The organism is Nocardia aobensis NBRC 100429 (assembly GCF_000308375.1).
In the GTDB taxonomy this organism is placed as follows: Bacteria; Actinomycetota; Actinomycetes; order Mycobacteriales; family Mycobacteriaceae; genus Nocardia; species Nocardia aobensis.
Window position 1 is genome coordinate 13,387 of the sequence record NZ_BAFQ01000006.1, and the last position, 25,820, is coordinate 39,206.

At 66.9% G+C, this 25,820-nt stretch carries 21 protein-coding genes; 11 read left to right on the forward strand and 10 right to left on the reverse strand.

The window, feature by feature from the left end:
* Positions 1-81 precede the first annotated feature (81 nt).
* Entirely contained in the window at positions 82-903 is an 822-nt protein-coding gene (locus tag RJ03_RS00475; RefSeq protein ID WP_036497080.1) for an SDR family NAD(P)-dependent oxidoreductase, read from the forward strand.
* Between the two features lie 87 nt (positions 904-990).
* Here RJ03_RS00475 and RJ03_RS00480 read toward each other — a convergent pair whose 3' ends face one another.
* A complete protein-coding gene (locus tag RJ03_RS00480; protein ID WP_036496997.1) occupies positions 991-2,547 on the reverse strand; it encodes a Rieske 2Fe-2S domain-containing protein in 1,557 nt (518 codons plus the stop codon).
* Between the two features lie 194 nt (positions 2,548-2,741).
* Between RJ03_RS00480 and RJ03_RS00485 the strand changes: the two genes are divergently transcribed.
* Entirely contained in the window at positions 2,742-3,368 is a 627-nt protein-coding gene (locus RJ03_RS00485; protein ID WP_036496999.1) for a hypothetical protein, read from the forward strand.
* 83 nt (positions 3,369-3,451) lie between these two features.
* Here RJ03_RS00485 and RJ03_RS00490 read toward each other — a convergent pair whose 3' ends face one another.
* On the reverse strand, positions 3,452-4,369 hold the full coding sequence (locus RJ03_RS00490; RefSeq protein ID WP_036497000.1) for a hypothetical protein: 918 nt from the start codon (positions 4,367-4,369) through the stop codon (positions 3,452-3,454).
* Positions 4,370-4,492: 123 nt separating this feature from the next.
* Between RJ03_RS00490 and RJ03_RS00495 the strand changes: the two genes are divergently transcribed.
* Complete coding sequence (locus RJ03_RS00495; RefSeq protein ID WP_036497001.1) at positions 4,493-5,281, forward strand: lysophospholipid acyltransferase family protein; 789 nt, start codon at positions 4,493-4,495, stop codon at positions 5,279-5,281.
* Positions 5,282-5,318: 37 nt separating this feature from the next.
* Positions 5,319-6,074: a lysophospholipid acyltransferase family protein gene (locus tag RJ03_RS00500; RefSeq protein ID WP_036497004.1), complete on the forward strand. Its 756-nt coding sequence runs from the start codon at positions 5,319-5,321 to the stop codon at positions 6,072-6,074.
* Positions 6,075-6,144: 70 nt separating this feature from the next.
* Here the strand turns inward: RJ03_RS00500 and RJ03_RS00505 are convergent, their stop codons facing one another.
* The 6 genes from RJ03_RS00505 to RJ03_RS00530 are packed head-to-tail and all read right to left on the reverse strand — an operon-like array spanning position 6,145 to position 14,064.
* A complete protein-coding gene (locus RJ03_RS00505; RefSeq protein ID WP_157163310.1) occupies positions 6,145-6,801 on the reverse strand; it encodes a hypothetical protein in 657 nt (218 codons plus the stop codon).
* The gene (locus RJ03_RS00510) at positions 6,798-8,468 is read right to left on the reverse strand and encodes an ABC transporter family substrate-binding protein (protein ID WP_036497005.1); all 1,671 of its coding nucleotides are present in this window, start codon (positions 8,466-8,468) and stop codon (positions 6,798-6,800) included. The genes RJ03_RS00505 and RJ03_RS00510 overlap by 4 nt, the downstream gene beginning before the upstream one ends.
* 31 nt (positions 8,469-8,499) lie before the next feature.
* Complete coding sequence (locus RJ03_RS00515; RefSeq protein WP_036497006.1) at positions 8,500-10,176, reverse strand: ABC transporter family substrate-binding protein; 1,677 nt, start codon at positions 10,174-10,176, stop codon at positions 8,500-8,502.
* A 9-nt stretch (positions 10,177-10,185) separates the two neighbouring features.
* Positions 10,186-12,072, reverse strand: a complete 1,887-nt coding sequence (locus RJ03_RS00520) for an ABC transporter ATP-binding protein (protein WP_051024082.1) — start codon at positions 12,070-12,072, stop codon at positions 10,186-10,188.
* On the reverse strand, positions 12,069-13,073 hold the full coding sequence (locus RJ03_RS00525) for an ABC transporter permease (RefSeq protein ID WP_051024094.1): 1,005 nt from the start codon (positions 13,071-13,073) through the stop codon (positions 12,069-12,071). Before RJ03_RS00525 ends, RJ03_RS00520 begins: the two co-directional genes overlap by 4 nt.
* Positions 13,074-13,086: 13 nt before the next feature.
* Positions 13,087-14,064, reverse strand: coding sequence for an ABC transporter permease (locus RJ03_RS00530; RefSeq protein ID WP_036497008.1), 978 nt, complete (start codon positions 14,062-14,064; stop codon positions 13,087-13,089).
* 172 nt (positions 14,065-14,236) lie between these two features.
* On the opposite strand from RJ03_RS00530, the gene RJ03_RS00535 reads away from it, so the two are divergent.
* A complete protein-coding gene (locus RJ03_RS00535; RefSeq protein ID WP_086007165.1) occupies positions 14,237-15,040 on the forward strand; it encodes a Cof-type HAD-IIB family hydrolase in 804 nt (267 codons plus the stop codon).
* A 128-nt stretch (positions 15,041-15,168) separates the two neighbouring features.
* Here the strand turns inward: RJ03_RS00535 and RJ03_RS00540 are convergent, their stop codons facing one another.
* Complete coding sequence (locus RJ03_RS00540) at positions 15,169-17,400, reverse strand: N-acetylmuramoyl-L-alanine amidase (protein WP_051024083.1); 2,232 nt, start codon at positions 17,398-17,400, stop codon at positions 15,169-15,171.
* Positions 17,401-17,710: 310 nt separating this feature from the next.
* On the opposite strand from RJ03_RS00540, the gene RJ03_RS00545 reads away from it, so the two are divergent.
* Positions 17,711-19,255 (forward strand): SpoIID/LytB domain-containing protein, encoded by a 1,545-nt coding sequence (locus RJ03_RS00545; RefSeq protein ID WP_051024084.1) that lies wholly within the window; start codon positions 17,711-17,713, stop codon positions 19,253-19,255.
* A gap of 94 nt (positions 19,256-19,349) precedes the next feature.
* Here the strand turns inward: RJ03_RS00545 and RJ03_RS00550 are convergent, their stop codons facing one another.
* Positions 19,350-19,850 (reverse strand): MarR family winged helix-turn-helix transcriptional regulator, encoded by a 501-nt coding sequence (locus RJ03_RS00550; RefSeq protein WP_036497010.1) that lies wholly within the window; start codon positions 19,848-19,850, stop codon positions 19,350-19,352.
* 108 nt (positions 19,851-19,958) lie between these two features.
* Between RJ03_RS00550 and RJ03_RS00555 the strand changes: the two genes are divergently transcribed.
* From RJ03_RS00555 to RJ03_RS00575, 5 genes are all read left to right on the forward strand, one after another.
* Positions 19,959-20,930, forward strand: coding sequence for an EamA family transporter (locus tag RJ03_RS00555; RefSeq protein ID WP_051024085.1), 972 nt, complete (start codon positions 19,959-19,961; stop codon positions 20,928-20,930).
* 6 nt (positions 20,931-20,936) lie between these two features.
* Entirely contained in the window at positions 20,937-21,572 is a 636-nt protein-coding gene (locus RJ03_RS00560; protein WP_036497011.1) for an NAD(P)-dependent oxidoreductase, read from the forward strand.
* Between the two features lie 177 nt (positions 21,573-21,749).
* The gene (locus tag RJ03_RS34735) at positions 21,750-22,352 is read left to right on the forward strand and encodes a hypothetical protein (RefSeq protein WP_051024086.1); all 603 of its coding nucleotides are present in this window, start codon (positions 21,750-21,752) and stop codon (positions 22,350-22,352) included.
* A 233-nt stretch (positions 22,353-22,585) separates the two neighbouring features.
* Positions 22,586-23,788, forward strand: coding sequence for a UDP-galactopyranose mutase (glf, locus tag RJ03_RS00570; RefSeq protein WP_036497012.1), 1,203 nt, complete (start codon positions 22,586-22,588; stop codon positions 23,786-23,788).
* A gap of 37 nt (positions 23,789-23,825) precedes the next feature.
* The gene (locus RJ03_RS00575; RefSeq protein WP_036497013.1) at positions 23,826-25,781 is read left to right on the forward strand and encodes a glycosyltransferase; all 1,956 of its coding nucleotides are present in this window, start codon (positions 23,826-23,828) and stop codon (positions 25,779-25,781) included.
* The last annotated feature ends 39 nt before the right edge of the window (positions 25,782-25,820 follow it).

Genomic DNA, 25,820 nt, shown 5'->3' on the forward strand with positions numbered 1-25,820 from the left:
GGTCGTCTTGACAATTCGCGGCGCGATCAGGACACTGTGTCGAGACGAGACGGACCGTCTCATAAAGAGAGGATGTGGGATATGGCCACCGGTAAGACCTGGTTCATCACCGGCGCTTCCCGTGGGCTGGGGCGTGCGTTCACCGAAGCCGCCTTGCACGCCGGTGATCGAGTGGTCGCGACGGCCCGCGATGTCGAACCGCTACGGGATCTGGCCGCCACATATCCGGATCGGCTGATTCCGCTCGGCCTGGACGTGTCGGATCGCCGGGCCGTATTCGAGGTCGTCGAGCGGGCCGTCGCGCTCGTCGGGGAGCTCGACGTCGTGGTGAACAACGCGGGCGGCATGCTCTACGGCATGGTCGAGGAGGCGACCGAGGACCAGATTCGCGCGCATCTGGATGTGAACTTCTTCGGCGCGGTGTGGGTCGTCCAGGCCGTACTGCCGCAGCTGCGCGCACAGGGGCACGGCCGCATCCTGCAGGTCACCTCGATGGGAACCGCCGGCGGTATGGCCGCCGTCGGCTACTACGGAGCCGGGAAGGCGGCACTGGCGTCGCTGTCCGAAGCGCTGGCGATGGAGGCCGAACCCTTCGGTATCAAGGTCACCAATCTGGAGATGGGCGGCTACGACACCGGCCTGTTCACCGCGGGAACGACCGCGACCGAGGCCCTGCCGCAGTACGAGCCACTGCGCGAAGAACTGGCACGCATGTGGGGCGACGAATCCGGGCCGGCGCCGAGTTCGGCCGCGCCGGTGATCATGAAACTGGTCGAACTCGAGAATCCGCCGCGACGTCTGATCGTGGGCGGCAATTCCTTCGATCAGGTCGCCGAACTCTATGCGGCGCGCTCCGAAGGGTATAAAGCCTGGGAGTCGCTCAGCCGGTTGGCGCCCGGCTGAGGGCGGTGAACTATTCGTGCAAACCTGAGCTTTCTGCGCGGGAATCCGCTCATTCGGCCCGAGTTTGCACGATTAGTTCGCCCCCGTTCACACCTTGCGCGAACGAAGTTCGTGCCCCTTGGACGTCTTGCAGCGCCCGGTCTCCAGATCCCACTGCCAGCCGTGCAGATTGCAGGTGAGCGTATTGCCCTCCACCACACCGAATTTCGACAGATCGGCCTTCAGGTGCGGGCAGCGGCGCTGCACTTCCCAGCCGGCGAGCTCGGTCGAGGCGGAATCGTCGTGCGCCTCGGCGAACCAGCCGTCGGCATAGGCGATGCGCTCGTCGGTGAGGCATTTGAAGAAGGTGTAGAGGAATTCGTTGTAGCCGCCGATCCGCCACGCCTGGAAGCGGGTGGACAGGAAGATGGTGTTCACCCAGTCGGGTTCGTTGTCGCGCAGCACGGTGCGTACCAATTGCGGGGCGATGCGGAACCCGTAGCGGTACTTGCCTTCTCCCTCGATCGGCCCGCGCACCAGCCGCTTCGGGAAGTCGAGCACCACGGTTTCGTCGCCCATGACCAGCCCGACCGGATAGCCGATCCCGTCGCAGATCAGATCGCTCTGCGCCATGATCGGTTCGAACAGCTCCTTGAGCTGGGGAAGCAGCGGCGTACCGTCTTCGGTTGCCCAGGAAGCCTTCTCGCGTTCCAGCACCGGCGCCATGCGCTGCGCCATCCGCTCGATGTAGCCGGCCTTGTCGTCGTAGATCTCGGCCGGATCGAACGGATGGGTCAGATCCAGTTCCTTACCGCGCACATCCGCGACCGAACCCGGAATCATCAGCACCCCACCGGGATTGCCGTGGATGCGCATCTGCTCGAGGAACACCATCTGGTCCGGGAAGATATTGCCGTTGTCGGCGGAGTAGCGGTTCTCGCCGTCGTCGTTGAGGTAGCGCAGTTCGTCGTCGAGGAACACCGGCGGTCCGGCCGAGGGCACCACCCAGGTGGCGCCGACCTGCTCGATATAGCTGCGTGCGCGGTCCATTCCGCGCCGGCGCTTCTGCTTGCCGAAGTTGTCTTTGGTCTTGCTCGGGATGTCGTAGACCATCGGGTACCAGATGGCGCCCGAATACTGCAGCAGGTGGATGTCGATATGTCCGAACTGCTCGTGCAGGACGTCCATATCCACCGGCCGGGCGTCGTTCATGTTGAAACACACGGTCTCGCGATCGGAGACGACCAGGCCCGAATCACCGATCGGCCCGTCGGCCGGCGCGCGCAGCGCGATGATCATGATGTCCAGTTCGTGCCCGTCCCGGCCGGTGATCGTGTGCTTGACCGAGTCCTGGGTTTCGAAGAATGTGTGGAAGCCCAGCTTCTCCAGCTCGCGCTGCAGATCCGGCACCGGATAGTCCGGCAGCAGGACGGTGGCGTCCTTGTTCACGTGGTCGAGCAGATTCTTCGCGTCGAAGTGGTCGCGATGCAGGTGCGAGACGTAGAGGAAATCGCAGTTGCCCAGCTCGTCCCAGTCCAGCGCGGTGTTGTCCGGGAACGGGACCCACGACGCGAAATAGGCCGGATTCACCCACGGATCACAGAGGATCGTCCCGGCCGCGGTGCGGATGTGGAATCCGGCATGTCCGACGCTGGTGATCTGCACGAAGAAGTCCCTCCTGAACCGGCTACCAGCCACCCAGGGTAGCGGTTGAACGGGCTTCCGCAGCCTGAGGGGCGCTTTTGACGGCCCCGATGCCGGTTATTTCCGAGCTATTGCTTTGGCCGTCGGAGCGGCGCAGTGTAGAGGTGCACGGTGGCGCCACCGGGGCGCTGCCCCGAGTACAGAGGAAGTGGACCGTGTACGCACGTTCTACGACTATCCAAGCGAAGACCTCCGCGATCGATACCGGAATCGCGCATATGCGCGACGAGGTGATGCCGGCCCTGCAGAACATGCCCGGCTGTGTCGGGATGTCGTTGCTGGTCGACCGGAAGTCCGGTCGTTGCATCGCGACGACGTCCTGGGAATCGGAGGAGATGATGCGCGAGAGCGCCGATCGGGTGCGTTCGCTGCGTGATCGCGCCGTCCAGCTGCTCGGTGCCGATTCGGCGCGGGTCGAGCAGTGGGAGGTCGCGGCCATGCACCGCGACCATCGCCTGCCCGAAGGCGCGTGTGCCCAGCTCACGTGGGCCAAGTCCGACGATCCGAGCCGGTTCGACCACGCGATCGAGACCTACAAGTCCATGGTGGCGTCGCAACTGGAACAGCTGTCGGGGTTCTGCAGCACGAGTCTGCTGGTCGATCGGGCGGACGGGCGCGGTGTCGCGTGCGAGACCTTCGAGAGCGCCGACGCGGTCGAACGCAATCGCGAACAACTCGCCACCCTGCGCCGCGAGGGAACCCGCCGAGCCGGTGTCGACGTGCTCGAAGTCGGCGATTTCGAGGTCGCCCTCGCGCATCTGCGCGTCCCCGAACTGGTCTAGCGGTAGGCGTATCGTCTTCGCGCCCACTGTCATCTAGCGGTTACCCGCGGGCTATCGCAACGAGGCGGGCCCGCTCCCGCACATCAGGCCGAAACGTCGCCGATGCAGTATCCGTTGTCGGTCGCTTTCACGGTGTATGTCCGTTCCTGCTGGCTGCCGCCGGCCGTGACCGTCGCGGATATGGACAGGTAGGTGCTGTTCAGAGCGGTGGAACTGAGCGACTGATCGGCGAAGGCGGTCGGCGTGGTGAGCTTGGCCGCATTGGTGGCCAGCGGCGGGCGCGATGTGCGCCCGGTGCCGTTCGGATCCCACGCGGTGGCGGCGGTGCACAACAGCGGATGGGTGTTTTCCTGGTCGGCCGCATCGATCGGATGTCCGGTCTGGCGGGACAGATAGCGCCGGACGATGTGGCGCGCGTCGGCGGTCTGGGCCTCGTTGCCGGTGCCGAAACCGATCTCGGTGCCGGCGGGGTAGACCCGTGGGCAGGCATATCCGGTGGCGATATCGGTTCGCTCGGCGACAACGGTCACCGCGTCGGCGGCTCCGCTCGCCGACTTCCACACCAGAGCGGTCCCGTCGTCACTGCCGGGCTGGGCCAGCGCCGACTCGATGGCCGATTTGTCGGAGTACATCGTCTCGACGTTGCGGGGAGCCATCGTCCAGCACTTGGCTTCCATGTCCGCCGGAGTGAGTTGCCGCAGATCGGTCACCCAGCGGGTCATGGCCGCGGTGGCCTGCGGATCGGCCGTCACGAGGGCCACCGCTACCGCGGATTCGGGCGCTGCCGGAGCGGGAGCGGCGATCCGCGAGGACGACGGAGCGGCGGATTGCGTTGCCGCGGAGGAATTCTCGGACTCGTGATAGTCGGTGCCATCGATGCCGACCTGCGAATCACAGCCGGCGAGGATGCCCGCGACCACGATCGCCAGACCGCCTGCCCGCACCGCCGAGAGCCGTCTGCCGCGTCGCGCCGCCCGTCCGGTATGCAGCGCTGCGCCCATACCCCCTCGTGGTTTCCGGCCGCCTGCACGCGATGCTGGATTGGGGCTTTCCACTGCGCTGAACCTCGTTTTCTGTGCGGCGGTCGGTAGCGAAAATGTGACAGCGACTACGCTAGCGGAATTGTGGAACCCGTATACCGGACGATCATCGGCCTGGCCCGGACCGTCTTCTTCGTACAGGGACTGAAATTCGACGTCACGGGGGCGGAGAACATCCCCGCGCGGGGCGGCGCGGTCATCGCGATCAACCACACCGGCTATATGGACTTCACCTACGCGGGCCTGCCCGCGCGGACGCCGAAGCGCTACATCCGGTTCATGGCGAAGAAGGAAGTCTTCGACAACGCGATCTCCGGGCCGATCATGCGCGTGCTGCGGCACATCCCGGTCGACCGTGGGGCCGGCGCGGACTCCTACAAGGCGGCCGTCGACTATCTGCGCCGCGGCGAACTGGTCGGGGTGTATCCCGAGGCGACCATCAGCCGCAGCTTCGAGATCAAGGAATTCAAATCGGGTGCCGCGCGGATGGCCGTCGAGGCCGGGGTCCCGATCATCCCGATGACGATCTGGGGTGCGCAGCGGGTCTGGACCAAGGGGCATCCGAAACGCCTGGGCCGCACCAACACCCCCATTTCGATCGCCGTCGGCAAACCCATCTTCCCGCCCGCGGAGGCGGACGAGAAGGCGGTCGCCGAACTCACCGAGACCGTGCGCGCGACCATGCGGGACATGCTGCTCGGCCTGCAGAAGGACTACACACACGAGCCCGGCGCATACTGGGTTCCGGCCCGCCTGGGCGGCGGCGCACCGACACTGGAGGAAGCCGACGCGATGGACGCGGCCGAGGCCAAGGCGAAAGCGGAGGCGCGCGCGGCACGTCGCGCCGCCGAAACGGGAGATGCCGACTCCTGACGGCAGGGTCGGCCCGGCAGTACCAGGAGTGTCACCGATGACGCGAGAACCCGTTTTCGACGTCCTCACCGGATTGGTCCGCACCATCTTCTGGGCACAGGGCCTGAAGATCGATATCGTCGGCGGCGAGCACATCCCGCGCACCGGCGGTGCGGTCCTGGCCGTGAATCACACGGCTTACCTGGACTTCATGCAGGTCGGACTGGTCGGCCGCGAATCGGGCCGCAACGTCCGCTACATGATGAAGGCCGAACTCGAACACGGCATCGTCGGCTGGCTCATGAAGCAGTGCAAGGCGATCGGCGTCGACCGCACCGCCGGCGCCGAGTCCTACGCCCGCGCCGTCACCGCCCTGCGCGACGGCGAAATCGTCGTCGTCTACCCCGAAGCCACCATCAGCCGCAGCTTCGAACTGAAGGAATTCAAATCCGGCGCCGCCCGCATGGCGATCGAAGCCGCCGTCCCCATCGTCCCCATGACGATCTGGGGCGCCCAACGCGTCTGGACCAAAGACATCCCGAAACAACTGGGCCGCCACAACTTCCCGATCCACATCCAGGTAGGCGACCCCATAGCCCCCGTCGACCACGCCGACGACCTCACCGCCACCCTGCGCTCCAACATGGAGAAACTGCTCGACGCCGCGCAACGGGACTACGACATGCCCCCGGGCGCCCGCTGGGTCCCGGCCCGTTTGGGCGGCACCGCACCGACATTGGAGCAGGCGAAGGTCCTGGAACGCGAGGAGATGGAGCGCCGCGCAGCCGCGAAAGCCAAACGCGCACAAGGGTGAGCGCTGTCGCAGCGATCGTGGTCTGGCCTCGATGCCGAGCCGCCACCGCTGTTTCTCGGCCCCGAACACCTCAACTCGGATCCGAACCGCGGATGGCGGCGAACCAGGTCGCGGTGGCGGCCGCTACCACGGTGGCGCCGGCGAAGGCGGGGAGGCCGCCGCCGGCGACGTAGATCCAGAACAGGCCGGCGAAGGGGGCGACGACGGCGAATTGGGCGTCGAGGAGGAGGCGGCGGCCGAGGCGGGTGGCTGCGGCGGCGCGGGCCTGGCCGTCGGGGTCGGGGCGGGTCGGGTTGTCGATCAGGCGGCCTTGCGGTTCGGAGTCACGGACCGCTCCGGAGGCGAACAGGCGGTGGCCGTGCACGAGCACGGCGGCGTCACAGTCGGCGTCGGATTCCGTGAGGCCGACCAGTGAAGGGTCGAAATAGACCGGCAGCCAACGGGTTCGGCCGCCGGAGCTCAGTTCCAGCCACGATCGGCTGACCAACCGGTTCTGCTGGCGTACCCGCTTCACCCGGAACGTCCCGGCCGGAATCGTGCGCCACGGCACCACCCCGAACGCCACCGCGAGACGAAACCCGCTGTACAGCAACACAACCAGCCCCACCGCCGCCAGCATGGCCAACTGTTCCGGATCAACGAACGGCGCCCAGGCGATGCAGATCACCAGGGCGCCGATCGTGGTGAGAACCGGATAGGCCAGCGGATGGCCGGTTCCGGAAATCACTTCAGGTAGCCGACTTTCGTCCAGTCCAGGGTGGCCAGGCCGCGCGCGCCGTAGTTGGCGAGGTTGGACCGGGTCGCGACGATGCCGGGTGACTGCAGCAGCGGGAGGGAATGACCCTCGGCGAAGATCTGGCGGTCGACCTGATTGGCCAGATCGATGGCCTTGGCCGGATCCAGTTCGGAGACGGTCTTCTCGATCAGATCGTTGAGTTCCGGGGAACCGATATGGCCGTAATTGCCCTGCCAGTTGTTCGGGTCGTATCCCCAGATCTGGCTGATGCTGCCCAAGGGGAACGGGTCACCCACCCAGGAGAACTGTGCCAGATCGAAATCGCCCTTCTGGAACACATTGGTGAACAGGCCCTGTCCCGGCCGAGTGTCGATGGTGAGTTTCACCCCGATTTTGGCGAGGTTCTGCTGCATGATCTGCGCCATCTGCACCCAGGACGGATCGTTGTACATCACATCGCGGATCTCGAGTCTGCGGCCGTCCTTCACGCGAGCGTCGCCCTGCAGTTTCCAGCCCAGGGCGTCGAGTTCACGGGCGGCGGCGTCGGGGTCGTAGGGCAGGGCGTTGTCCTGGTACCCCTTCTGCCCCTCCAGGTAGATGTGATTGTTCAACGGTTTGGGTTCGGCGACCAGACCGTTCTGAATCGCGTTCGCGATGCCCTGCCGATCGATGGCCTTCGAAACGGCCACGCGAACCTTGGGATCCTCCAGAATCGAACCCGGTGCGCCGTTGAAGGTCAGATGCGACCACTGCAACGCCGGCGCGCGGCGGATGGACACATTGGGAACCCCCTGAGCCGTCACCAGATCGCCACGGCTGCCGATTCCGATCGCGTCGAGTTCGTCGTTCTGCAGTGCGGGCACCAGTGCGGCCGAATCGAGCACGCTGAAATTGACGGTGTCGAGTTTCGGCGCGGCACCCCACCATTTCGGATTGCGCCCCAGCGTGATCCGGCCCTGAGTCCGGTCGGTGGATTGGACGGCGAACGGTCCGGCCGTCACCTTGATGCCGTCGACGAGGCTCTTGTTGAACGCCTCCGGATTCGAGGTCACCGACTTCGGGTACAGCATGCTGTTGCCGGAGAATTGGCCCTGCCATTCACCGAAGTGCTTGCTGAATGTCAGCACCGCCTGGCGATCGTCGACGCCGCGCTCGACCTTCGCGACCCGATCGAAACCCATGTTGTTGGCGATCAGGTACTCCGGGTTGCGACCACTCAGCGCCTCGGCTTGAGAGGCGATGTCCTCCCAGGTGATCGGCGTTCCGTCCGTCCACACCGCCTTCGGGTTGATGGTGTAGGTGACGGTCTGCGGATCGGTGCCGGTCAACTCGACATTGGTGAAGTAGTCGGTGTTGAGATGGGTGCCACCGGCGGCATCGATGCTGAATGCCTGCGGCAGCATCGGCCTTTCCACCGCCGTGATGTCGTAGTTGTTGCCGTCGATCTGGAGAGTGTTCCAGTTCGGCGGGAACTCCGAGATCGCCAACCGCAGGCTGCCGCCGTCGCGAAGGTCGGCGACGTCGTGCGGATTGATGTCGTTGGTCGTGCCGAGAGCGGAACTCCCGGACCCGGTCGTGGAGCCCGAACACCCCGACAGCAGCAGTCCGCACGCGACCGCGGGGATCGCGAGCCGGGTTATTGTCGAACGAATCCGCATGGTCTCGTTCTCCTTTCGTCGGGACGGGCGGCTAACTTACGAAGCCGATCTTGGTGTAGTCGTAGGAGGCCAGGCCCGGAGCGCCGTAGTTGGCGACGGTGGTGCGCACACCGTAGTTACCGGGATCCTGGGTGAGCGGCAGCGAGAAACCCTCTTCGAAAACCTTGCGATCCACCTGATTCGCCAGGTCGATAGCCTTTTTCGGATCCAGCTCGTTGAGGGTCTGCTCGATCAGCGCATTCAACTCCGGGGAGCCGATGCGGCCGAAATTGCTCTGCTCGTCGTCGGGGTGGTACGCGTAGATCTGCGGAATGCTGCTCAGCGGGAAGGCGTCACCGGAGAAGAGGAACTGCGCGGCGTCGAAATCGCCGGGGATCATCACATCGGTGAAGAATCCCTGACCCGGCCGGGTATCGATGGTGAGTTTCGCGCCGACCTTCGCCAGATCGCCCTGCACGATCTGCGCGACCCGCACCCAGGTCGGATCGTTGTACATCACATCGCGGATCTCGAGTTTGCGGCCGTCCTTCACGCGCACGTCGCCCTGCAATTTCCAGCCCAGGGCGTCGAGTTCGCGGGCGGCGGCATCGGGATCGAAGGGCAGGCTGTTGTCCTGATATCCCTCCTGGCCCTGGACGAAGATGTGATTGCCGAGCGGTTTCGGATTCGCCACCAGACCGTTCTCGATGGCGTTCGCGATGCCCTGCCGGTCGATCGCCTTCGAAATCGCCACGCGCAATGCGGGATCGGTGAGAATAGAACCGGGCGCGCCGTTGAAGGTGATGTGCCGCCACAGATTTCCGGGAGCGTGCCGGACGACCAATTCGGGACTGCTGCGCACGGTCGCCAGATCCTCGATGGAGGTCAGCCGCGCGGCGTCCAACTCGTTGTTCTGCAGGGCGGCGGCGTAGGCGGAGCGGTCCAGTACGCTGTAGGTGATGGTGTCGAGTTTGGGTTTGTCGCCCCACCATTTCGGATTGCGCGCCAGCACGATTCGGCCCTGCGTCCGGTCGGTGGACTGGACGGCGAACGGGCCGGAGGTCAGTGTGATGTGGCCGGCCAGAGCATGGTTGAACGTCTCCGGATCGGCGGTCACCGATTTCGGGTAGAGCATCGCATTACCGGCGAACTGCCCGCGCCAGTCGGAATAGTGTTGTTTGAAGGTGATGACCGCTTGCCGGTCGTCGACCCCGCGTTCCACCTTCTCGACCCGGTCGAAACCGTTGTTGATCGCGATCAGATAGCGCTTGTCGGTGCTGGACAGCGCATGCGCTTGCGAGGCGATGTCCTCCCAGGTGATCGGCGATCCGTCGCTCCACACCGCCTTGGGATTGATGGTGTAGGTGACCTGCTGTGGATCGGAGCCGGTGAGCTGGATATCGGTGAAATAGTCTGTGTTGACCGACAATTTGCCCGTGGCGTCGATGTTGTACGAGCGCGGCATGAGCGGCCAGACGACCTCGCCGATCTCGAGCTCGTTGCCGTCGGTGGACAACGTATTCCAGTTGGCGGGGAACGCGCTGATCGCCAAGCGCAAATTGCCGCCCTCGCGCACCGACTCGCGCGCCTGCGGATTGATGTCGTTGGATGTGCCCAAGGCGGCCGGGCCGCTGGTGGTATTCACCCCGGAACAACCGGCCAGCGCGATGCCCACGCCGGCCGCCACCACAACAGCGGCCGAACGTAGTGCGCGCGAACGTATCCTCACGACGAACTCCTAGCGTGCGACGACCGGAAGGGGCACCGCGTCGATCAGCGCGCGGGTGTACTCGTGCTGCGGCGCCGCGAAAATTTGCTCGGCCGGCCCGGATTCGACGATCTTGCCGCGATACATGACCGCGATATCGTGCGCGAGATTGCGGACCACCGAAAGGTCGTGGGAGACGAACAGATACGACAGTCCGCGTTCGGCCTGCAGATCCCGCAGGAGGTTCAGCACCCCGGCCTGAATGGATACGTCGAGCGAGGACACCGGCTCGTCGAGCACCAGCATGTCCGGATCCAACGCCATCGCGCGCGCGATATTGATGCGCTGCTTCTGTCCACCGGAGAAATCGGCCGGATAGCGATCGGCGTGTTCGGCGCGCAGTCCGACCTGCTTCAGCAATTCCGGTACCCGCTTGCGGATTTCGTCGCGGGACCGGCCGTCGACCCGCAACGGTTCGGCCAGGGCGTCGAAAATCGGCAGGCGCGGATCCAGCGAGGAGGACGGATCCTGGAAGACGATCTGCAATCTGCGGCGGATATCGCGTTTGCGCTGCTTGCTCAGCGTCGCGACGTCCTCGCCGAAGACCTCGATCGTGCCCGCCTCGGGTTGGGCGAGGTCCATGATCTGGCTCAGCGTCGTCGATTTCCCGGATCCGGATTCGCCGACGAGTGCGAGCGTGCGTCCCTTGCGTACCGCGAAATCGATGCCGTCGACCGCGCGCACCTCACCGGTGCGGCGTTTGAAAACGACACCGGAGGTGACCGGAAAGGTTTTGGTCAGACCCGAAACCCGCAGCACCACATCCGAATCGGCGGTTTCCGCCGCGGCCACGCTGTCGGTGTCGCGGCGGTAGGCGGCGAACAGTTCCGCGGTGCCCACTTCGGCGGTGCGGATGCAGGCGGCCCGGTGCGCGGGCGCGGTATCCCGCAGCGGCGGCTCCGCGGCCAGGCAGTCGTCGATGGAGACCGGGCAGCGCGGCGCGAAGGGACAGCCCGGCGGCAGGGCGTGCATGGGCGGGGGAGCGCCGACGATCGGGATGAGCGGCGCGCGGGCCGGACCGTCCATCCGCGGGATGGAACCGAGCAGGCCGACGGTGTAGGGCATCCGCGGTGAGTTGAACAGCTCTACGGCCGGGGCGTTCTCGACGATCCGACCGGCGTACATCACGGCCACGCGGTCGGCCAGGGTGGCCGCGATCCCCATGTCGTGGGTGATCATGATGACGCCGGCGCCGGTGATGTCGCGGGCCTTGCGCAGCAGGTCGAGGATCTGTGCCTGCACCGTCACATCCAAGGCGGTGGTCGGCTCGTCGCAGATGATCAATTCCGGATCGTTGGCGATCGCCATCGCGATCACCACGCGCTGGCGCATACCGCCGGAGAATTCGTGCGGAAAAGCCTTGGCGCGCACCGCAGGTTCGGGGATGCCGACCAGGTCGAGCAGTTCCACCGCCCGGTCCGCGGCCTGCGATTTGCTCATCTTCTTGTGGGCGACCAGCGCTTCGGCGATCTGATCGCCGACCCGGTAGACCGGGGTGAGCGCCGAGAGCGGATCCTGGAAGACCATGCTGACCCGAGTCCCCCGCAGCGCCGAGAGCTGTCTGTCGCCCATGCCGAGCAATTCCCTGCCGCGCAGGCGAATCGAGCCGCGGATGCGGGCCTGATCGGGCAGCAACCCCATCACGGCCAGCGAGGACACCGATTTACCGGAACCCGACTCGCCGACGATGGCCAGCACCTCACCGTCGGCGACGGTGTAGTTCACGCCGCGCACGGCGTCGATGCGGCCCTCCTCGCCGGGGAAGGACACATGCAGGTCCGAGACCTCCAGCAGGGGTGCGGTCGTAGCGCGGCGCGAGTCCGCGCGGTCGGCGGATTCGGTGGTGCGATCGGTCATGCCGCTTCAATCCTCTTGTCCGACTGCTCATCCGGACCGGCACCGGAGGTCCGCGCCGACTTTCCGCGCAGCGCCTTGTCCCGCTTACCGGCCTTGCGGCCCGCCCGCGCCCCCTTGGAACTCGGGTCGAAGGCGTCGCGAAGGCCGTCGCCGACGAGGTTGGCGCACAGCACGATCGCGATCAGGAAACCACCCGGGAACAGGAACAACCACGGGAAGGTCAGCGCCGATTTGGTGCCGAAGGCGATCAGCGAGCCCAGTGACACGTCCGGCGGCTGCACGCCGAATCCGAGGAAGCTCAAACCGGTTTCGGACATGATCGCCGCGCCGACCGCGAGGGTGGTATCGATGATCAGGATCGACGCGATATTCGGCACGATGTGAGTGACGATCACCGAACGCGTCGACGCGCCCATGTACCGTGCCGCGCGGACGAATTCGCGTTCCCGCAGGCTCATCGTCAATCCGCGCACGATCCGGGCACTGATCATCCAGCTGAATCCGGCCAGCAGCACGATCAGCAGCAGAATCGAACTGCTGCCCTTGGTGCGCGGCGCGAAGATCGCGATGATGATGAAACTGGGCACCACCAGCAGCAGATCGACCAGCCACATGATCGCCCGGTCGGTCCACCCACCGAGCAGACCGGCGATCGACCCCGCGGTGACCGCGATCAGTGAGGTCAGCACCGCCACGCAGATGCCGATGATCAGCGATTTCTGCAAACCGTGCAGGGTCTGGGCCAGCATGTCCTGGCCGATCTCGTTGGTGCCGAACAGATGCTGCGGCGAGGGCGGTTGCAGCAGTGCGTACGGGTCGCGCTGCTGATAGTCGTAGGACAGGAACGGCGGAATCGCGAAGGCGCCGATCAGCATGATGATCAGCACGGTCGCGCCGACGATGGCGGGTTTGTTGCGCAGGAACCTGCGCCACACCAGCTTTCGGCGACCGGCGGCAGCGGGTTCCGGCGCGCCCTGCGCGATGATCTCGGTTTCGGTCACTGTCTCGCCCCGATCATCCGACCCGCACTCGCGGATCCAGAATCGCATACACGATGTCGGACAGCAGGCCCGAAACCAGCACCACGAATCCCGCGAACACCGTGACGGTCACCACGATGTAGATGTCCTGCGCATTGATCGCATCGACCAGCCATTCACCGACGCCGTGCCATCCGAAGATCTTCTCGGTGAAGGTGGCGCCGGTGATCAGCGCGCCGAGACTGTAGGCGAACAGCGTCGCCATCGGAATCAGCGCGGTACGCAGACCGTGTTTGTAGAGTGCGCGGCGGCGGGTGAGCCCCTTCGCCCGCGCGGTACGGATGAAATCGCTCTGCAGCACATCCAGCATGGCGTTGCGCTGATAGCGGCTGTAACCGGCCATCGCGCCCAGGGCGAGGCCGAGGGTCGGGACGATCATGTGCTGTAACCGGTCGACGAACTGATTCCACACCCCGTGTACGGCATTGGCCGACGTTTCCCCGGTGTACAGGAATATCTGCTGACCGGTGGCCGAATTGATTTCCAGTGCACCGTATTTCAGTAGCGTCGCCAAGAGGAATACGGGCGTGCTGAGCACCAGCAGGGAAATAATCGTCGTGAAGTAATCGGTGAAGCGATATTGCCGGATCGCACCGGCCGCGCCGATCAGCACACCGAGGACGGTTCCGACCACCGAGCCCACGATCAGCAACCGCAGGCTGACCCCGATCCGGCGCGGCAGTTCCTGACTGACCGGCTGCCCCGTCAGCGTGGTGCCGAAGTCGCCGTGCACCACGCCGCCGACCCAGGTGAGGTAGCGCTGCGGGATGGGCTGGTCGAGATGCAGTTCGTGGGCCTTGGCGTCGATCACCGACTGCGGCGGTCGCGGATTGCGCTGTTCGAGGCTGTCCAGCGGGCGAAATGTCAGCGACGCCAGACTGAAGGCCAGGAACGACGCCAGCGCCAGCAGCACGACATAGTTGAGCGCACGTCGTAGCAGAAAGCCGGTCATCGGTCCCCTCGGGTCGGTTACTAGCCCCTGATCATAGGGAATGGTCTCGAGTCCACCGGTGACATCGTGCACCACTTCCGGCCCGCTCGCAGGCGGGGCGCGGGCAAACGATTACAGCCGCGCCGCGATTTCGGGCAGGATGGAATAGGTGACGCGTCTGCCGAAGCCGAAGATGGTGGCCACCGATGTCGATGGCACGCTGCTCGACGAATGGGAACGGGTGACGCCGCGCACCCGTACCGCGGTGGCCGCGCTGATCGCCGACGGTGTGCCGTTCGTGCTGGCCACGGGCCGTCCGCCGCGCTGGATCGATCCGGTGATCGAGGGGCTGGGCTTTCCTCCGCTGTGCGTCTGCGGCAACGGCGCGGTGATCTACGACAGTGCCGCCGACCGCATCCTGCACACCAGCACGCTGGATGTGGAGAGTCTGGCGTGGATCGCCGACCTCGCCGAGCGCGTACTGCCGGGCTGTGGGCTGGCGGCCGAGCGCGTCGGCCGCAGCGCGCACGATGCGGCGACGCCGCAATTCGTCAGCTCGCCCGAGTACGAGCACGCCTGGCTGAATCCGGACGACACGCAGGTCTCACGGCAGGAGGTCATCTCGGCCTCGGCGATCAAGATGCTGATCCGGCTGCGCGGAACGCCGAGCGCCCAGATGCAGTCGGCCCTGGAACCGCACCTGGCCGGGCGCGCCGACATCACCTACTCCACCAACAACGGACTCATCGAACTGTCCGCGCCGGGTATCACCAAGGCCGCCGGCCTGAGTGTGGTCGCCGAGCGGCTCGGGGTGGACGCGGCGGCGATCCTGGCCTTCGGCGATATGCCCAACGATGTGCCGATGCTCCGCATGGCCGGCCACGGCGTCGCGATGGGCAACGCCCACCCCGAAGCCCTTGCCGCCGCCGACGAGATCACCGCCTCCAATTCGGAGGACGGCGTGGCGCGGGTGCTCGAGCGCTGGTGGGAGAGTTAGGGCCGTCCGCCAGGGTGGCTTTGCCCTGAACTGATCGTGCAAACCTCGCCGCTTCGAGCGGGTTTCGCGCATTCGGGTGGAGGTTTGCACGAAAAATTCAGGGTGACGCGAACTCTCGGCCCCAGCCCTCAGCCCGCGGGGGCGGGAGGAATGGGCTGGGACGGCGCCGCCACAGCGGACTCGGGCGCGGGCGGTGCTTCTCGCACCGCCCCCTCTTGTGTGGGTGCGGCCGGGTTCGGCGCTTCGGTAGCGGGCGCGGGCGGTGCCTCCGGTGCTGCTTGCGCATCGGGTGCCGCCGGGGGCGCTTGCGGATCGGAAGGCCCCGTGTCCGGAGCCGCCGGCGGGGCCGGCGCGTCCGCGGCGGGCAAGGCCTGCGGAATCGGATCCCCCGCCGGGTCCGGTTGTGCGCCACCGTGTTTCAGCAGGGTGGTGACCACACCGGTGGCGGTGTTCAGGATCAACGAGCCGAGGCGGAAATCGGCACGCCGGCCGCCGGGAACCGGGTATGGATTGCGCAGCGGCGTTCCGAGCAGTCCGGATTCGGCGCCGAGCTGAACGAAGCGGTCGAGAATCTGGCCGGCCAGTTCGACGATCGAACCGTCGGGCGCCGCGTAGACGTATCCGTTGACGAACTTGGCGTACTGGCCGCCGTCCCCGGTCGGGGTCGGTTCGGAGGAGGCGGCACCGAGACGTCCGTCCGGGCCGCCCTGTCCCGCCCAGTAGGTGGCGATGGCGTTCTTGTCGACCATGCTCAGCAGCCGCGTGGTCAGATTCGCCAGCGCTGCCAGGTCCGCGTGCGCCCGTTGGTCTTTCGGAGCCGCGGGCGCGTTGTCGGCGGCAACCCCCGCGGCGATCTCGCGGATCCGGTCCATGCGCGCATAGGCGGCATCGCCGGGGCAGGTGGTGTTGCCGACGTCGCGATGTGCGAACACGATCGGCAGGTCCACCGCCGCACCCTCGGCGTACGGGGTGTAGTCGGTGCCCTCGGAATACATGGTGGTGTGGCCCTCGGGATCCAGTCCCGCGATCTTGGCCCGCCACCCGACGAACTGCCCGGTGGCCTGGAGCTGGGCGTCGCTGGGTGCGGCGGTCTCGAAATCGCCCATCATCGCCACGCCCGCGGTGTTCTCGTTGAAACCACCGGCGTGCGCGCCCTCGACCGGGCGGTCCAGGCCGCCGTAGCGACCCTCGAAGATCTGGCCGTACTTGTCGACCAGCGCGTTGTAGCCGATATCGCACCAGCCCAGCGTTTTGGCGTGATACGCGTAGATCGCGCGCACGATGCCGGCGGATTCGGCCTTGCTGTAGTCGTTGCGACCGGCGGTGTGGTGGACGGTGATTCCACCCAGCCCGTCGTCGTAGGTGGGCTCCTCGCAGCGCAGCGATTCGTCGGCGCCCCACTGCGCGCGGCTGATCACCTTCGGCCCGCCGCCCGGCAGCGGCGCGGCGACCGAAGTCAGGTTGTCGTCGATCGCGCCGCGCCCGGGATCGATCAGCACCGCCGACAGTTGCGACGCGGCCTGCTGCGCCGGATCGTCGGAGCGGCCGGCGGCCGGAGCGATCGCCTTGTGGGTGGTGAGTATCTGAACAGCCTTGGTCTCGCCGACGTAGATCGGTTCGGTACCGGTCCGGGCCGGGACGCCCGCGTGATCGGTGCGACCGGTGTCGACCCGGTCGGCCGGAAACCACGGCCCCCAGCTGCCGTCGGCCTGCTGGGCGCGAATCAGGGCGGTGGTTTCGGCCAGTTCCTTCGCGGTCAGCGCGACCATGCTGAAGGGCGTATCCCGGGTCAGTTCCTTGACTTCCGCGCCGACCTGATCGGCCATATCCGGTGGTACGGCACCGGGGGACAGGGCGGGGGCGGCCGGGTCGATGCCCGGAACCTGTGCGGGGTCGAGCGGGGCGGCGATGAAGCCGGGGCCGGCGTGCGCGGGGGACGCGGCGGGGGCGGGAGCCTGCGGGGTGACCGGTCCGGCGTACGGCGCCGGGGTCGGTGTGGCGGTCGTTCGATCACCGAACTGGGGTAGCGGAATCTCGCTGGGTAGTCGCACGCCCGGCGGGGCGGGTAGGCCGGGCGGGACGGGAATCGACTTCGGCAGCGGGAGCTTCCGCAGGTCGGACAGCCGCAGATCCGGCAGGTTCAATCCGGTGAGTTCGCGCAGCGGCAACACGATGTCGGGGGCGGACGCCAAGGCCACCTCGGCGAGTTGCGCGGGTATCGCGGTGAGGTCGCTGTCACCCGCTGGGCGATAGCCGGGAGCATCGCGCAGTGTCAGCGTCGCGAGTGGGGCGGCAACCGCGAGAGTCGCGACCACGGGCAGGACGACGGAACGTTTCGGGCGGCGGTACGGCACGAGCATCTCCCATTCAGGTAGAACCGGTGACCGTCAGCGGGGAACAGGGGTGGGCGCGCGGGGTTGATTCCTGACGGATCGATGGTCACACTAGTCCCAAATGCCGCAGATCTAAACCTTTGGTTGAGGATTAGAGCTAGGATAGCTCGAATGTAACTTTCCAGTAGCCACGCGAGGTCAGGACATGCCGAGCGAGCGGTGCGTTCGATCAACCACCCGGCTCGCCGAACCCGTTGGGAGGCACGATGGCTCACCCCCGCCCGAGTGCGCGCCGGGACGGCCGATCGGCGCTGTCCGCACACCACAGGAGGGTTCGATGACCCGGACCGAAGCCGCTCGGACCGGCGCCGCGCCGCCGGATCGCCCGAACGCCACACCCGCGGACGGGGTGGCGGGCGGATTCACGAGCCGACCCCGGCGCCGGCACGGTGGACTGCTGCGTCGGCGGCGAATGCGGCGCGGGGCGCTGATCGGCTTGGTCGTGGTGCCGGTGACCGGCGGAATCGTCGTCGCCTTCGCGGTGCCGATGTTCGGTTCCGGTACTCGCAACGCCGCCTATCAGGCGGCCGCGGGTCCCGGGCACGGGCGCGGGATGAGCCAGGTCGGCGCGTTCGACCAGGCCACCGCGGGCGCGACGGCCGACGGCATCCTGGCGCATTACTACCCGGGCGCCCAGCTCGCGACGATCGGGCCTACCACGGTGCGGGTGCGGCTCACGGTCTACGACAACGAAACCCTGGACGTGTACTCCGATTCCGGGCTGACCGTCGCCGGCCGTCGGGTGGTGGCCGGACAGGCCGCGCACCTGACTCCGACGCCCGACGGCGGCGCGAACGTCGTGGTGACCATCGGTTGTGACGGTGATGTGCTGTGGCAGGGTTCCACCGACGACCCCTGGGCCTACCCCGCCGACCCGGGTCCCGACCGGCCCGAGGCCGAACATCTGAAGGTGTGCGACGGCTCGAGTTTCCGTGGGGCACTGGGCGTTACGCAGGACAACGGGCAGCCGGCGACGGTGAACCAGCTCGACGTCGAGGACTATCTGCTCGGTGTGGTCCCGGCCGAGATGGAGGCCGAATGGGCCGACAAGGGTGGTGCGGAAGCGCTGCGGGCGCAGGCGATCGCGGCCCGCTCGTACGCTCTGGCCGAACACCGCTACCCATATGCCCAGACCTGCGACACCACCGACTGTCAGATGTATCCCGGCACCGACAAGGAGGATCCGCGCGCGGCCGACGCGGTCCACGCCACCGCGGGCCAGGTCCTCATGCGCGACGGCCATATCCTGCGCACGGAGTATTCGGCGGCGCCGGGCGGCGGGCAGCCGATCGACATCACCACCCTCGAGGTCGGGCCGACGCCCGCCGAGCTGGAAGCCGCGCCGGCCGTGCCCGAAGCTCCGGCCGCACCCGCGCCGGCGGTCCCCGAGCAAGCGGTCCGCGGCAATTCCGCCATCGATGTGAAGTACGCCGAAAGCGGCGGCGCGGCAGGGCCTTTGGGCGATCCGATGGGGCCGGAGTCGTTGCTGCCCGGCAAGGTCGGAACCTTCCGCCTGTACCAGGGCGGTGTCATCATCGCCACCCCGACCCTCGGCGCCCAGATCGTCGATTACGCGCGCCTGCTGCAGATCGCGCCGCAGGTGAGCCAGAGCGCGGGGGAGGACGCCGGAGCGCAGGCCGCGGCTCCCACCCCGCCACCGGCTCCTAGCGGGCAGGATTCGCAGACCCACCCCGGCCCGGCGGACGCGGCCGGTACTCCGGCCTCCGCGACCGGATCACCCGTCGGCCCGCCCGCCGCGGGGATCGCGCCGCCGGACCACACCGCGAGCGCCCCGGCCGCAGCGGCTTCCCGACCCGAATAAGGGGCGGACCGCTGCCGCGTCGCTCGCCGGATGTGACACGGCCGGGTAAGCCGTCGTCCCGGCCGGAGCGGGGCACGACGTGTGCCCACCTCGCTCAACCCAGCGAGGTGTCGTCCAGTGATTCGGAGAGCCGGCGGAGCAGGTCGGCGAGTTGGTCCAGTTCGGTTCGGCTCATCCCGGACAGCAGGCGGATCTCGTTGTCGACGTGCAGCGGCATGACCTCGTCGATCACGTCGAGGCCGTGGTCGGTCAGCTGGACGCGAATGGTTCGCCGGTCTCTCGCATCGGGAACCCGGCGGACCAGATCCTTGGCGGCCATGCGGTCGATGCGATTGGTGATCGCACCCGAGGTCACCATGGTGGCTTTGATCAAGTCACCGGCCGTGAGGCCGTCGGGCCCACCGGAGCGGCGCAGCGTGGACAGCACGTCGAACTCCCAGTATTCGAGTCCGTAGCGGGCGAAGAACTCCTTCATCTCACGCTCGAGCCGGCGGCCCATGCGCTTCAACCGGCCGATGACGTGGGTCGGCCAGACATCGAGGTCGGGGCGGGCGCGACCCCAGTCCGCGACGATCCGGTCCACGGCGTCGCTCACAGCGCTCTCCTCCCGGGCGAATATCTCAACGTTCAGATACTTGACATCAAGACACTCTCTGGTGTCCGATTATCTCAACGTTGAGATTATCAATGAGGAGATACCGTCATGACAGGTACCGTCGCCGCCCGCGGCTCGACTGCCGCGATCCTCGCGATCACCGGTCTGGCGCCGCTGGTGTGGGGGACGACGTACGCCGTCACCACCGAATTCCTGCCGCCGGAGCGGCCGATGTTCACCGCGCTGATGCGAGCCCTCCCGGCCGGATTGGTGCTGCTGGGCGCGACCCGGGTGCTGCCGCGCGGCCGCTGGATCGGCCGTGCCGCCCTGCTCGGCGTGCTCAACATCGGCGCCTTCTTCCCGCTGCTGTTCCTCGCCGCGTACCGGCTGCCCGGCGGCGTGGCGGCCGTATTGGGTTCGGCCGCACCGCTGTTCGCGCTCGGCTTCGCAGCGGTGCTGTTGCGGGTGCGGCCGAGCGGTCGCAAGCTGCTGGCCGGAGCGATCGGCATGCTCGGGGTGGCGCTGGTGGTGCTGCGGGCGAATGCCGCCCTGGACACGATCGGCGTGCTGGCCGGGCTGGCGGGTGCGGCATCGATGGCCGCGGGAACCGTGCTGACCGGGCATTGGGGACGGCCCGAAGGTGTCGGCCCGCTGGCGTTCACGAGCTGGCAACTGACCGCGGGCGGGGTGGTACTGCTGCCGTTGGCGCTGATCACCGAGGGGGCGCCGCCCGTGCTGGACGCCCCGGCGATCGGCGGATACCTCTATCTCGGCGTACTCGGTACCGCGGCCGCCTATGCCCTCTGGTTCCGCGGTCTGGCTCGGGTACCGGCCACATCGGTCGCCTTCCTGGGCCTGTTGAGTCCGCTGTCGGCGGCGGTGATCGGCTGGCTCGCGCTCGGGCAGTCGCTGACTCCGCTGCAGGTGCTGGGCATGGTGATCGCCTTGGGTGGCACGGTGCTGGGGCAGGTGGGCGATCACGCGAAGCCGCCGTCCGAGCACTCGGAGCCGCTCTCGCCGTCGGTCACCGACGCACCCGAACTCGCCGACCCACGGCAACTTTCATCGATCGAGGAGTGAAAAACCATGCGTATCACCGTTTTCGGCGCGGCGGGCATCGCGGGCAGCCGCATCGTGCGCGAGGCGCTGTCGCGCGGCCACGAGGTCACCGCGGTCGGCCGCGGCGAGCGTTCGGACGATCTGCCCGCCGCGGCGAGCTTCCGCACCGCCGACGCCACCGACCCGGCCCAGGTGAAGGATGTCACCGCCGGTAGCGATGTGGTCATCAGCGCGACGCGGCCGCGCCCCGGGCACGAATACGAATTGGCGGACGTGGCCGCGGCACTGCTGGACGGATTGCGCGGCACCGGAATCCGCCTGCTGGTCGTCGGCGGCGCGGGCGATCTGATCGTGCCCGGCACCGGCACGACCGTCATGCAACGGCCGGATTTCCCGCCGGACTGGCGTCCGATCGCCCTGGCCTGCCACGCGCAACGAGAGGTGTTCCGCAGCGCGACAACCGATGTCGACTGGACCTATCTCAGCCCGCCCGCACTGCTCGAGCCCGGCGAACGCCGCGGAACCTACCGGGTCGGCGCCGACGAACTGGTCACCGACAGCACGGGCGCCTCGCACATCTCGATGGAAGACCTCGCCGTCGCCCTCCTCGACGAGGCCGAGGAGCAGCGCCACACCCGCACCCGCTTCACCGTCGCCTACTGAAGTACCGGACCGAACCACGTTCTCGGGCACCGCTTTATCCCGGTCGTAAGGATGGGCCAACCGCTCCGGCGACGATAGATCTCATCCGGTGAGCCGGCTTCCCCGTGATGCGGGTTCACCTCGTACCGACGTCGTCGGCAGGCGGTAGAGTGCCTGCCCGAGAGAAGGGGGAGGCCGATGAGCTATCCGTACGGGCCAGGCTACGGGGGGAACGGTTATCCGCCGGCGGGCTACCCGCCGCCCGGGTATCCGCCCGCGGGATATCCGGCGCCGGGCTATGCGCCCTACGGCTATCAGGAGCCGCGTCCGAGCGGGGGTGCGGCGATCACCGCGGGAGTCTTCGCACTCCTGCTGGCGCTGCTGGCCGCGTTCGGGATCATCGGTTTGCTCAGTGCGGCGAACAGTGTGAGCCACTCTTACGGCTCCTACCGTTCGCACAGCAGCGGTTCGGCCGACATCTTCTACATCATGGCCGCGGTCGACGGCCTGATCGCGCTGCTGTGGGCCGTCGGCGGAATCATGCTGATGAACCACAAGAATGCCGGGCGGGTGATGCTGGTCGTGCTGTCCTCGCTCGGACTGCTCGGTGGTCTCGCGGGAATCGTGATGGCGCTGGCCAACGGCGTGCCCGCGGCATCGATCGGCGGCATCATCGGACTGCTGTTCGCGGTGCTGATGTTGAGCCTGACGCTGTCCGGTTCGGCGAAGCGGTGGTGCGGCGCGGGCATGCCCGCCTATCCGCCCGTGGCCTACTACGGTCAGCCGCCCTACCCGTACTGACAGGGGCGGCGGATATGGCTTCTCCGTATATACAGCCCGGCTACGCGCCGGCGCGGCCGAAACCGAGCGGTGTCTACGTCAACCCCCGGTGACGCCTCGGTGAACACCTCCCGGCCCCTCGCGGCGATATTCCGCTACCCGTCCCGGTCCGCGCACGGCCGTGACCACCATCCCCGCCGGCGAGACCTACGGCGTGCAGACGTGGTGACCCGCTACGGCTACGCTGGGCTCCCGTGACCGTCGCAGCTCCCTTCGATCTGATCGTCGTCGGCTCCGGATTCTTCGGGCTGACCGTTGCCGAACGCACCGCCAACCTGCTGGGTAAGCGGGTGCTCGTGATCGAGCGCCGCTACCACTTGGGCGGTAATGCGTATTCGGAGGCGGACCCCGAAACCGGAATCGAAATCCACAAGTACGGTGCCCACCTGTTCCACACCTCCAACAAGCGAGTGTGGGATTACGTCAATCAGTTCACCGAGTTCACCGGTTACCAGCATCGGGTCTTCGCGATGCACAAGGGACAGGCCTACCAGTTCCCGATGGGTCTGGGGCTGATCTCGCAGTTCTTCGGACGTTATTTCGGTCCCGAGGAGGCGCGCGCGCTCATCGCGGAGCAGTCCGCCGAGATCGAGACCAAAGATGCCGCGAATCTCGAGGAAAAGGCGATCTCGCTGATCGGCCGCCCGCTCTACGAGGCGTTCGTCCGCGATTACACCGCCAAGCAGTGGCAGACCGACCCCAAGGAACTGCCCGCCGGCAATATCACCCGGCTGCCCGTGCGATACACCTTCGACAATCGCTATTTCAACGACACCTACGAGGGTCTGCCGGCAGGCGGTTACACCGCCTGGCTGGAGAAGATGGCCGAATCGGATCTGATCGAGGTGCGCCTGAATACCGATTGGTTCGAGGTTCGCGACGAAATCCGCGCGCAGAATCCGGACGCGCCCGTCGTCTACACCGGCCCGCTGGACCGTTACTTCGACTACAGCGAGGGCGAACTGGGCTGGCGCACCATCGATTTCGAGACCGAAGTGCTCGAGACCGGCGACTTCCAGGGCACCTCGGTGATGAACTACAACGATGCCGATGTGCCGTTCACCCGCATCATCGAGCCGCGCCATTTCCACCCGGAGCGTGACAGCTATCCGGAGGACAAAACCGTGATCATGCGCGAATTCTCTCGCTTCGCGCAGACCGGCGACGAGCCGTACTACCCGATCAACACCCCGGAGGACCGCGCCAAACTCCTGGCCTACCGCGAGCGGGCGAAGAACGAAACCGCCACGGCCAAGGTGGTCTTCGGCGGCCGTCTGGGCACATACCAGTATCTCGACATGCATATGGCCATCGGCAGCGCGCTGAGCACCTTCGACAACGTGCTGCGCCCGCATCTGGAATCCGGCGCACCGCTCACGGCCGGCGATTCCGAGTAATGTGCCACCGGCCCGTACCGCGGATGCAGGAAGTGAAATGACCGCACAAGTGACCCTCGAGGATATGAGCACCGAGACCCGCGCGAAATCCCTGCTGCAGCGCATCATCCTGCCTCGCCCCGGCGAGCCCCTGGATGTGCGGACGCTGTATCTGGAGGAATCGGCGACGAACGCTCGCCGCGCGCACGCCCCCACGCGCACCTCGCTCTCCATCGGCGCCGAATCCGAAGTGTCGTTCTGCACCTATTTCAATGCGGTGCCGGCCAGTTACTGGCGGCGTTGGACCATTCTGGAATCGGTGGTGCTGCGCCTGGACCTGTCCGGGCACGGCCGGGTGGACGTCTACCGCTCCAAGGCCGACGGCTCCCGAATCCATGTGCGCGGTAACGAATTCGCGACGACCACGGCGGGCCGTGAATCGCTCACCGCACCGGCCGATGTGACCACGGTCGAATTCGAGGTCGAGCTGGCGCCGTTCGAGGACGGCGGCTGGATCTGGTTCGACATCACCACCGACTCCGCGGTCGAATTGCGCAGCGGTGGTTGGTACGCGCCGATCGAGGCGCCCGGTGAGGGCAGCATCGCGGTGGGCATGCCGACCTTCAACCGGCCCACCGACTGTGTGAACACCCTCGCGGCCCTCGGCTCGGATCCGCTGGTGCTGGAGAAGATCACGGCCGTGATCATTCCCGATCAGGGCAATCGCAAGGCCGTCGACGAACCCGGATTCGCCGAGGCGGCCGCGGTTCTCGGCGATCGGCTCGCGATTCACGATCAGCCGAATCTGGGCGGTTCCGGCGGTTACAGCCGCGTCATGTACGAGGCGCTGAAAACCACGGACGCGCAATACATCGTCTACATGGACGACGATATCGAGATCGAGCCGGACTGCATTCTGCGCGCTCTGGCCTTCGCCCGTTTCTCCCGCACCCCCACGCTGGTCGGTGGGCAGATGCTGAATCTGCAGGAGCGCTCGCATCTGCACACCATGGGCGAGGTGGTCGACCGCGGTATCTGGATGTGGACCGCGGCGCCGAATGTCGAATACGACCACGATTTCTCGAAATATCCGCTGCGCGACCGCGACAATTCCAAACTGCTGCACCGGCGCATCGATGTCGATTTCAACGGCTGGTGGACCTGCGTGATTCCGCGCGTGGTGGCCGAGCAGATCGGGCAGCCGCTGCCGCTGTTCCTGAAGTGGGACGACGTGGAATACGGGCTGCGCGCCCGCGCGGCCGGATATCCGACGGTCACGCTGCCGGGTGCGGCGGTCTGGCACATGGCGTGGAGCGACAAGGACGACGCCATCGACTGGCAGGCCTATTTCCACCTGCGCAATCGCCTGGTGGTCGCGGCCCTGCACCTCGGCAACGACGGCCGCCCGATGATCGTGAACACGGTCAAGGCGACGCTGAAACATCTGCTGTGCCTGGAATATTCGACGGTCGCCATTCAGAACCAGGCGATCCGCGATTTCCTCGCCGGGCCGGACAAGCTGTTCGAACTGCTGCCCACCGCCCTGGGGCAGGTCGCCACGATGCGGAAGGAATTCCCCGACGCGGTGATCGTCGGCTCCTCGACGGACCTGCCGCTGCCCAGCGGCGCCGATGTGGGTGCGGTCGGTGAACCGTCGAATCCGCTGGCGAAGGTCGTCCGGCTCGGCAAGGGCGTGGTGCACAACCTGCGCAAGGCCAAGACCGAACATCACGACCGCCCCCAGTTGAACGTCCCGACCCTGGACGCGCGTTGGTTCCTGCTCTCGCAGGTCGACGGGGTTACCGTGACCACAGCCGACGGGCGTGGTGTGGTGTACCGCAAGCGTGATCCGCGTCAGGCCCGGGAGTTGTTCGCCGAGGCGATGCGGTTGCGCCGGGAACTGGCCGCCCGATTCCCGGAGCTGCGGGAGCGGTACCGTGCCGCACACGCCCGCTTGACCAGCACCGCGGCGTGGGAGAACGCGTTCGGAATCAACACTAGTGAGGACAAATGACCGCCCCAGCCTCCTCCGATCCGGCAGGCGCCCCGCATC

Coding starts and splice junctions, on each gene's coding strand:
- RJ03_RS00560 (WP_036497011.1), top strand. CDS start 20,937: ATGCGTATCACCGTTTTCGGCGCGGCGGGCATCGCGGGCAGCCGCATC.
- RJ03_RS00535 (WP_086007165.1), top strand. CDS start 14,237: ATGGTGGCCACCGATGTCGATGGCACGCTGCTCGACGAATGGGAACGG.
- RJ03_RS00575 (WP_036497013.1), top strand. CDS start 23,826: ATGACCGCACAAGTGACCCTCGAGGATATGAGCACCGAGACCCGCGCG.
- RJ03_RS00475 (WP_036497080.1), top strand. CDS start 82: ATGGCCACCGGTAAGACCTGGTTCATCACCGGCGCTTCCCGTGGGCTG.
- RJ03_RS00540 (WP_051024083.1), bottom strand. CDS start 17,400: ATGCTCGTGCCGTACCGCCGCCCGAAACGTTCCGTCGTCCTGCCCGTG.
- RJ03_RS00500 (WP_036497004.1), top strand. CDS start 5,319: ATGACGCGAGAACCCGTTTTCGACGTCCTCACCGGATTGGTCCGCACC.
- RJ03_RS00520 (WP_051024082.1), bottom strand. CDS start 12,072: ATGACCGATCGCACCACCGAATCCGCCGACCGCGCGGACTCGCGCCGC.
- RJ03_RS00530 (WP_036497008.1), bottom strand. CDS start 14,064: ATGACCGGCTTTCTGCTACGACGTGCGCTCAACTATGTCGTGCTGCTG.
- RJ03_RS00545 (WP_051024084.1), top strand. CDS start 17,711: ATGACCCGGACCGAAGCCGCTCGGACCGGCGCCGCGCCGCCGGATCGC.
- RJ03_RS00555 (WP_051024085.1), top strand. CDS start 19,959: ATGACAGGTACCGTCGCCGCCCGCGGCTCGACTGCCGCGATCCTCGCG.
- RJ03_RS00490 (WP_036497000.1), bottom strand. CDS start 4,369: ATGGGCGCAGCGCTGCATACCGGACGGGCGGCGCGACGCGGCAGACGG.
- RJ03_RS00510 (WP_036497005.1), bottom strand. CDS start 8,468: ATGCGGATTCGTTCGACAATAACCCGGCTCGCGATCCCCGCGGTCGCG.
- RJ03_RS34735 (WP_051024086.1), top strand. CDS start 21,750: ATGAGCTATCCGTACGGGCCAGGCTACGGGGGGAACGGTTATCCGCCG.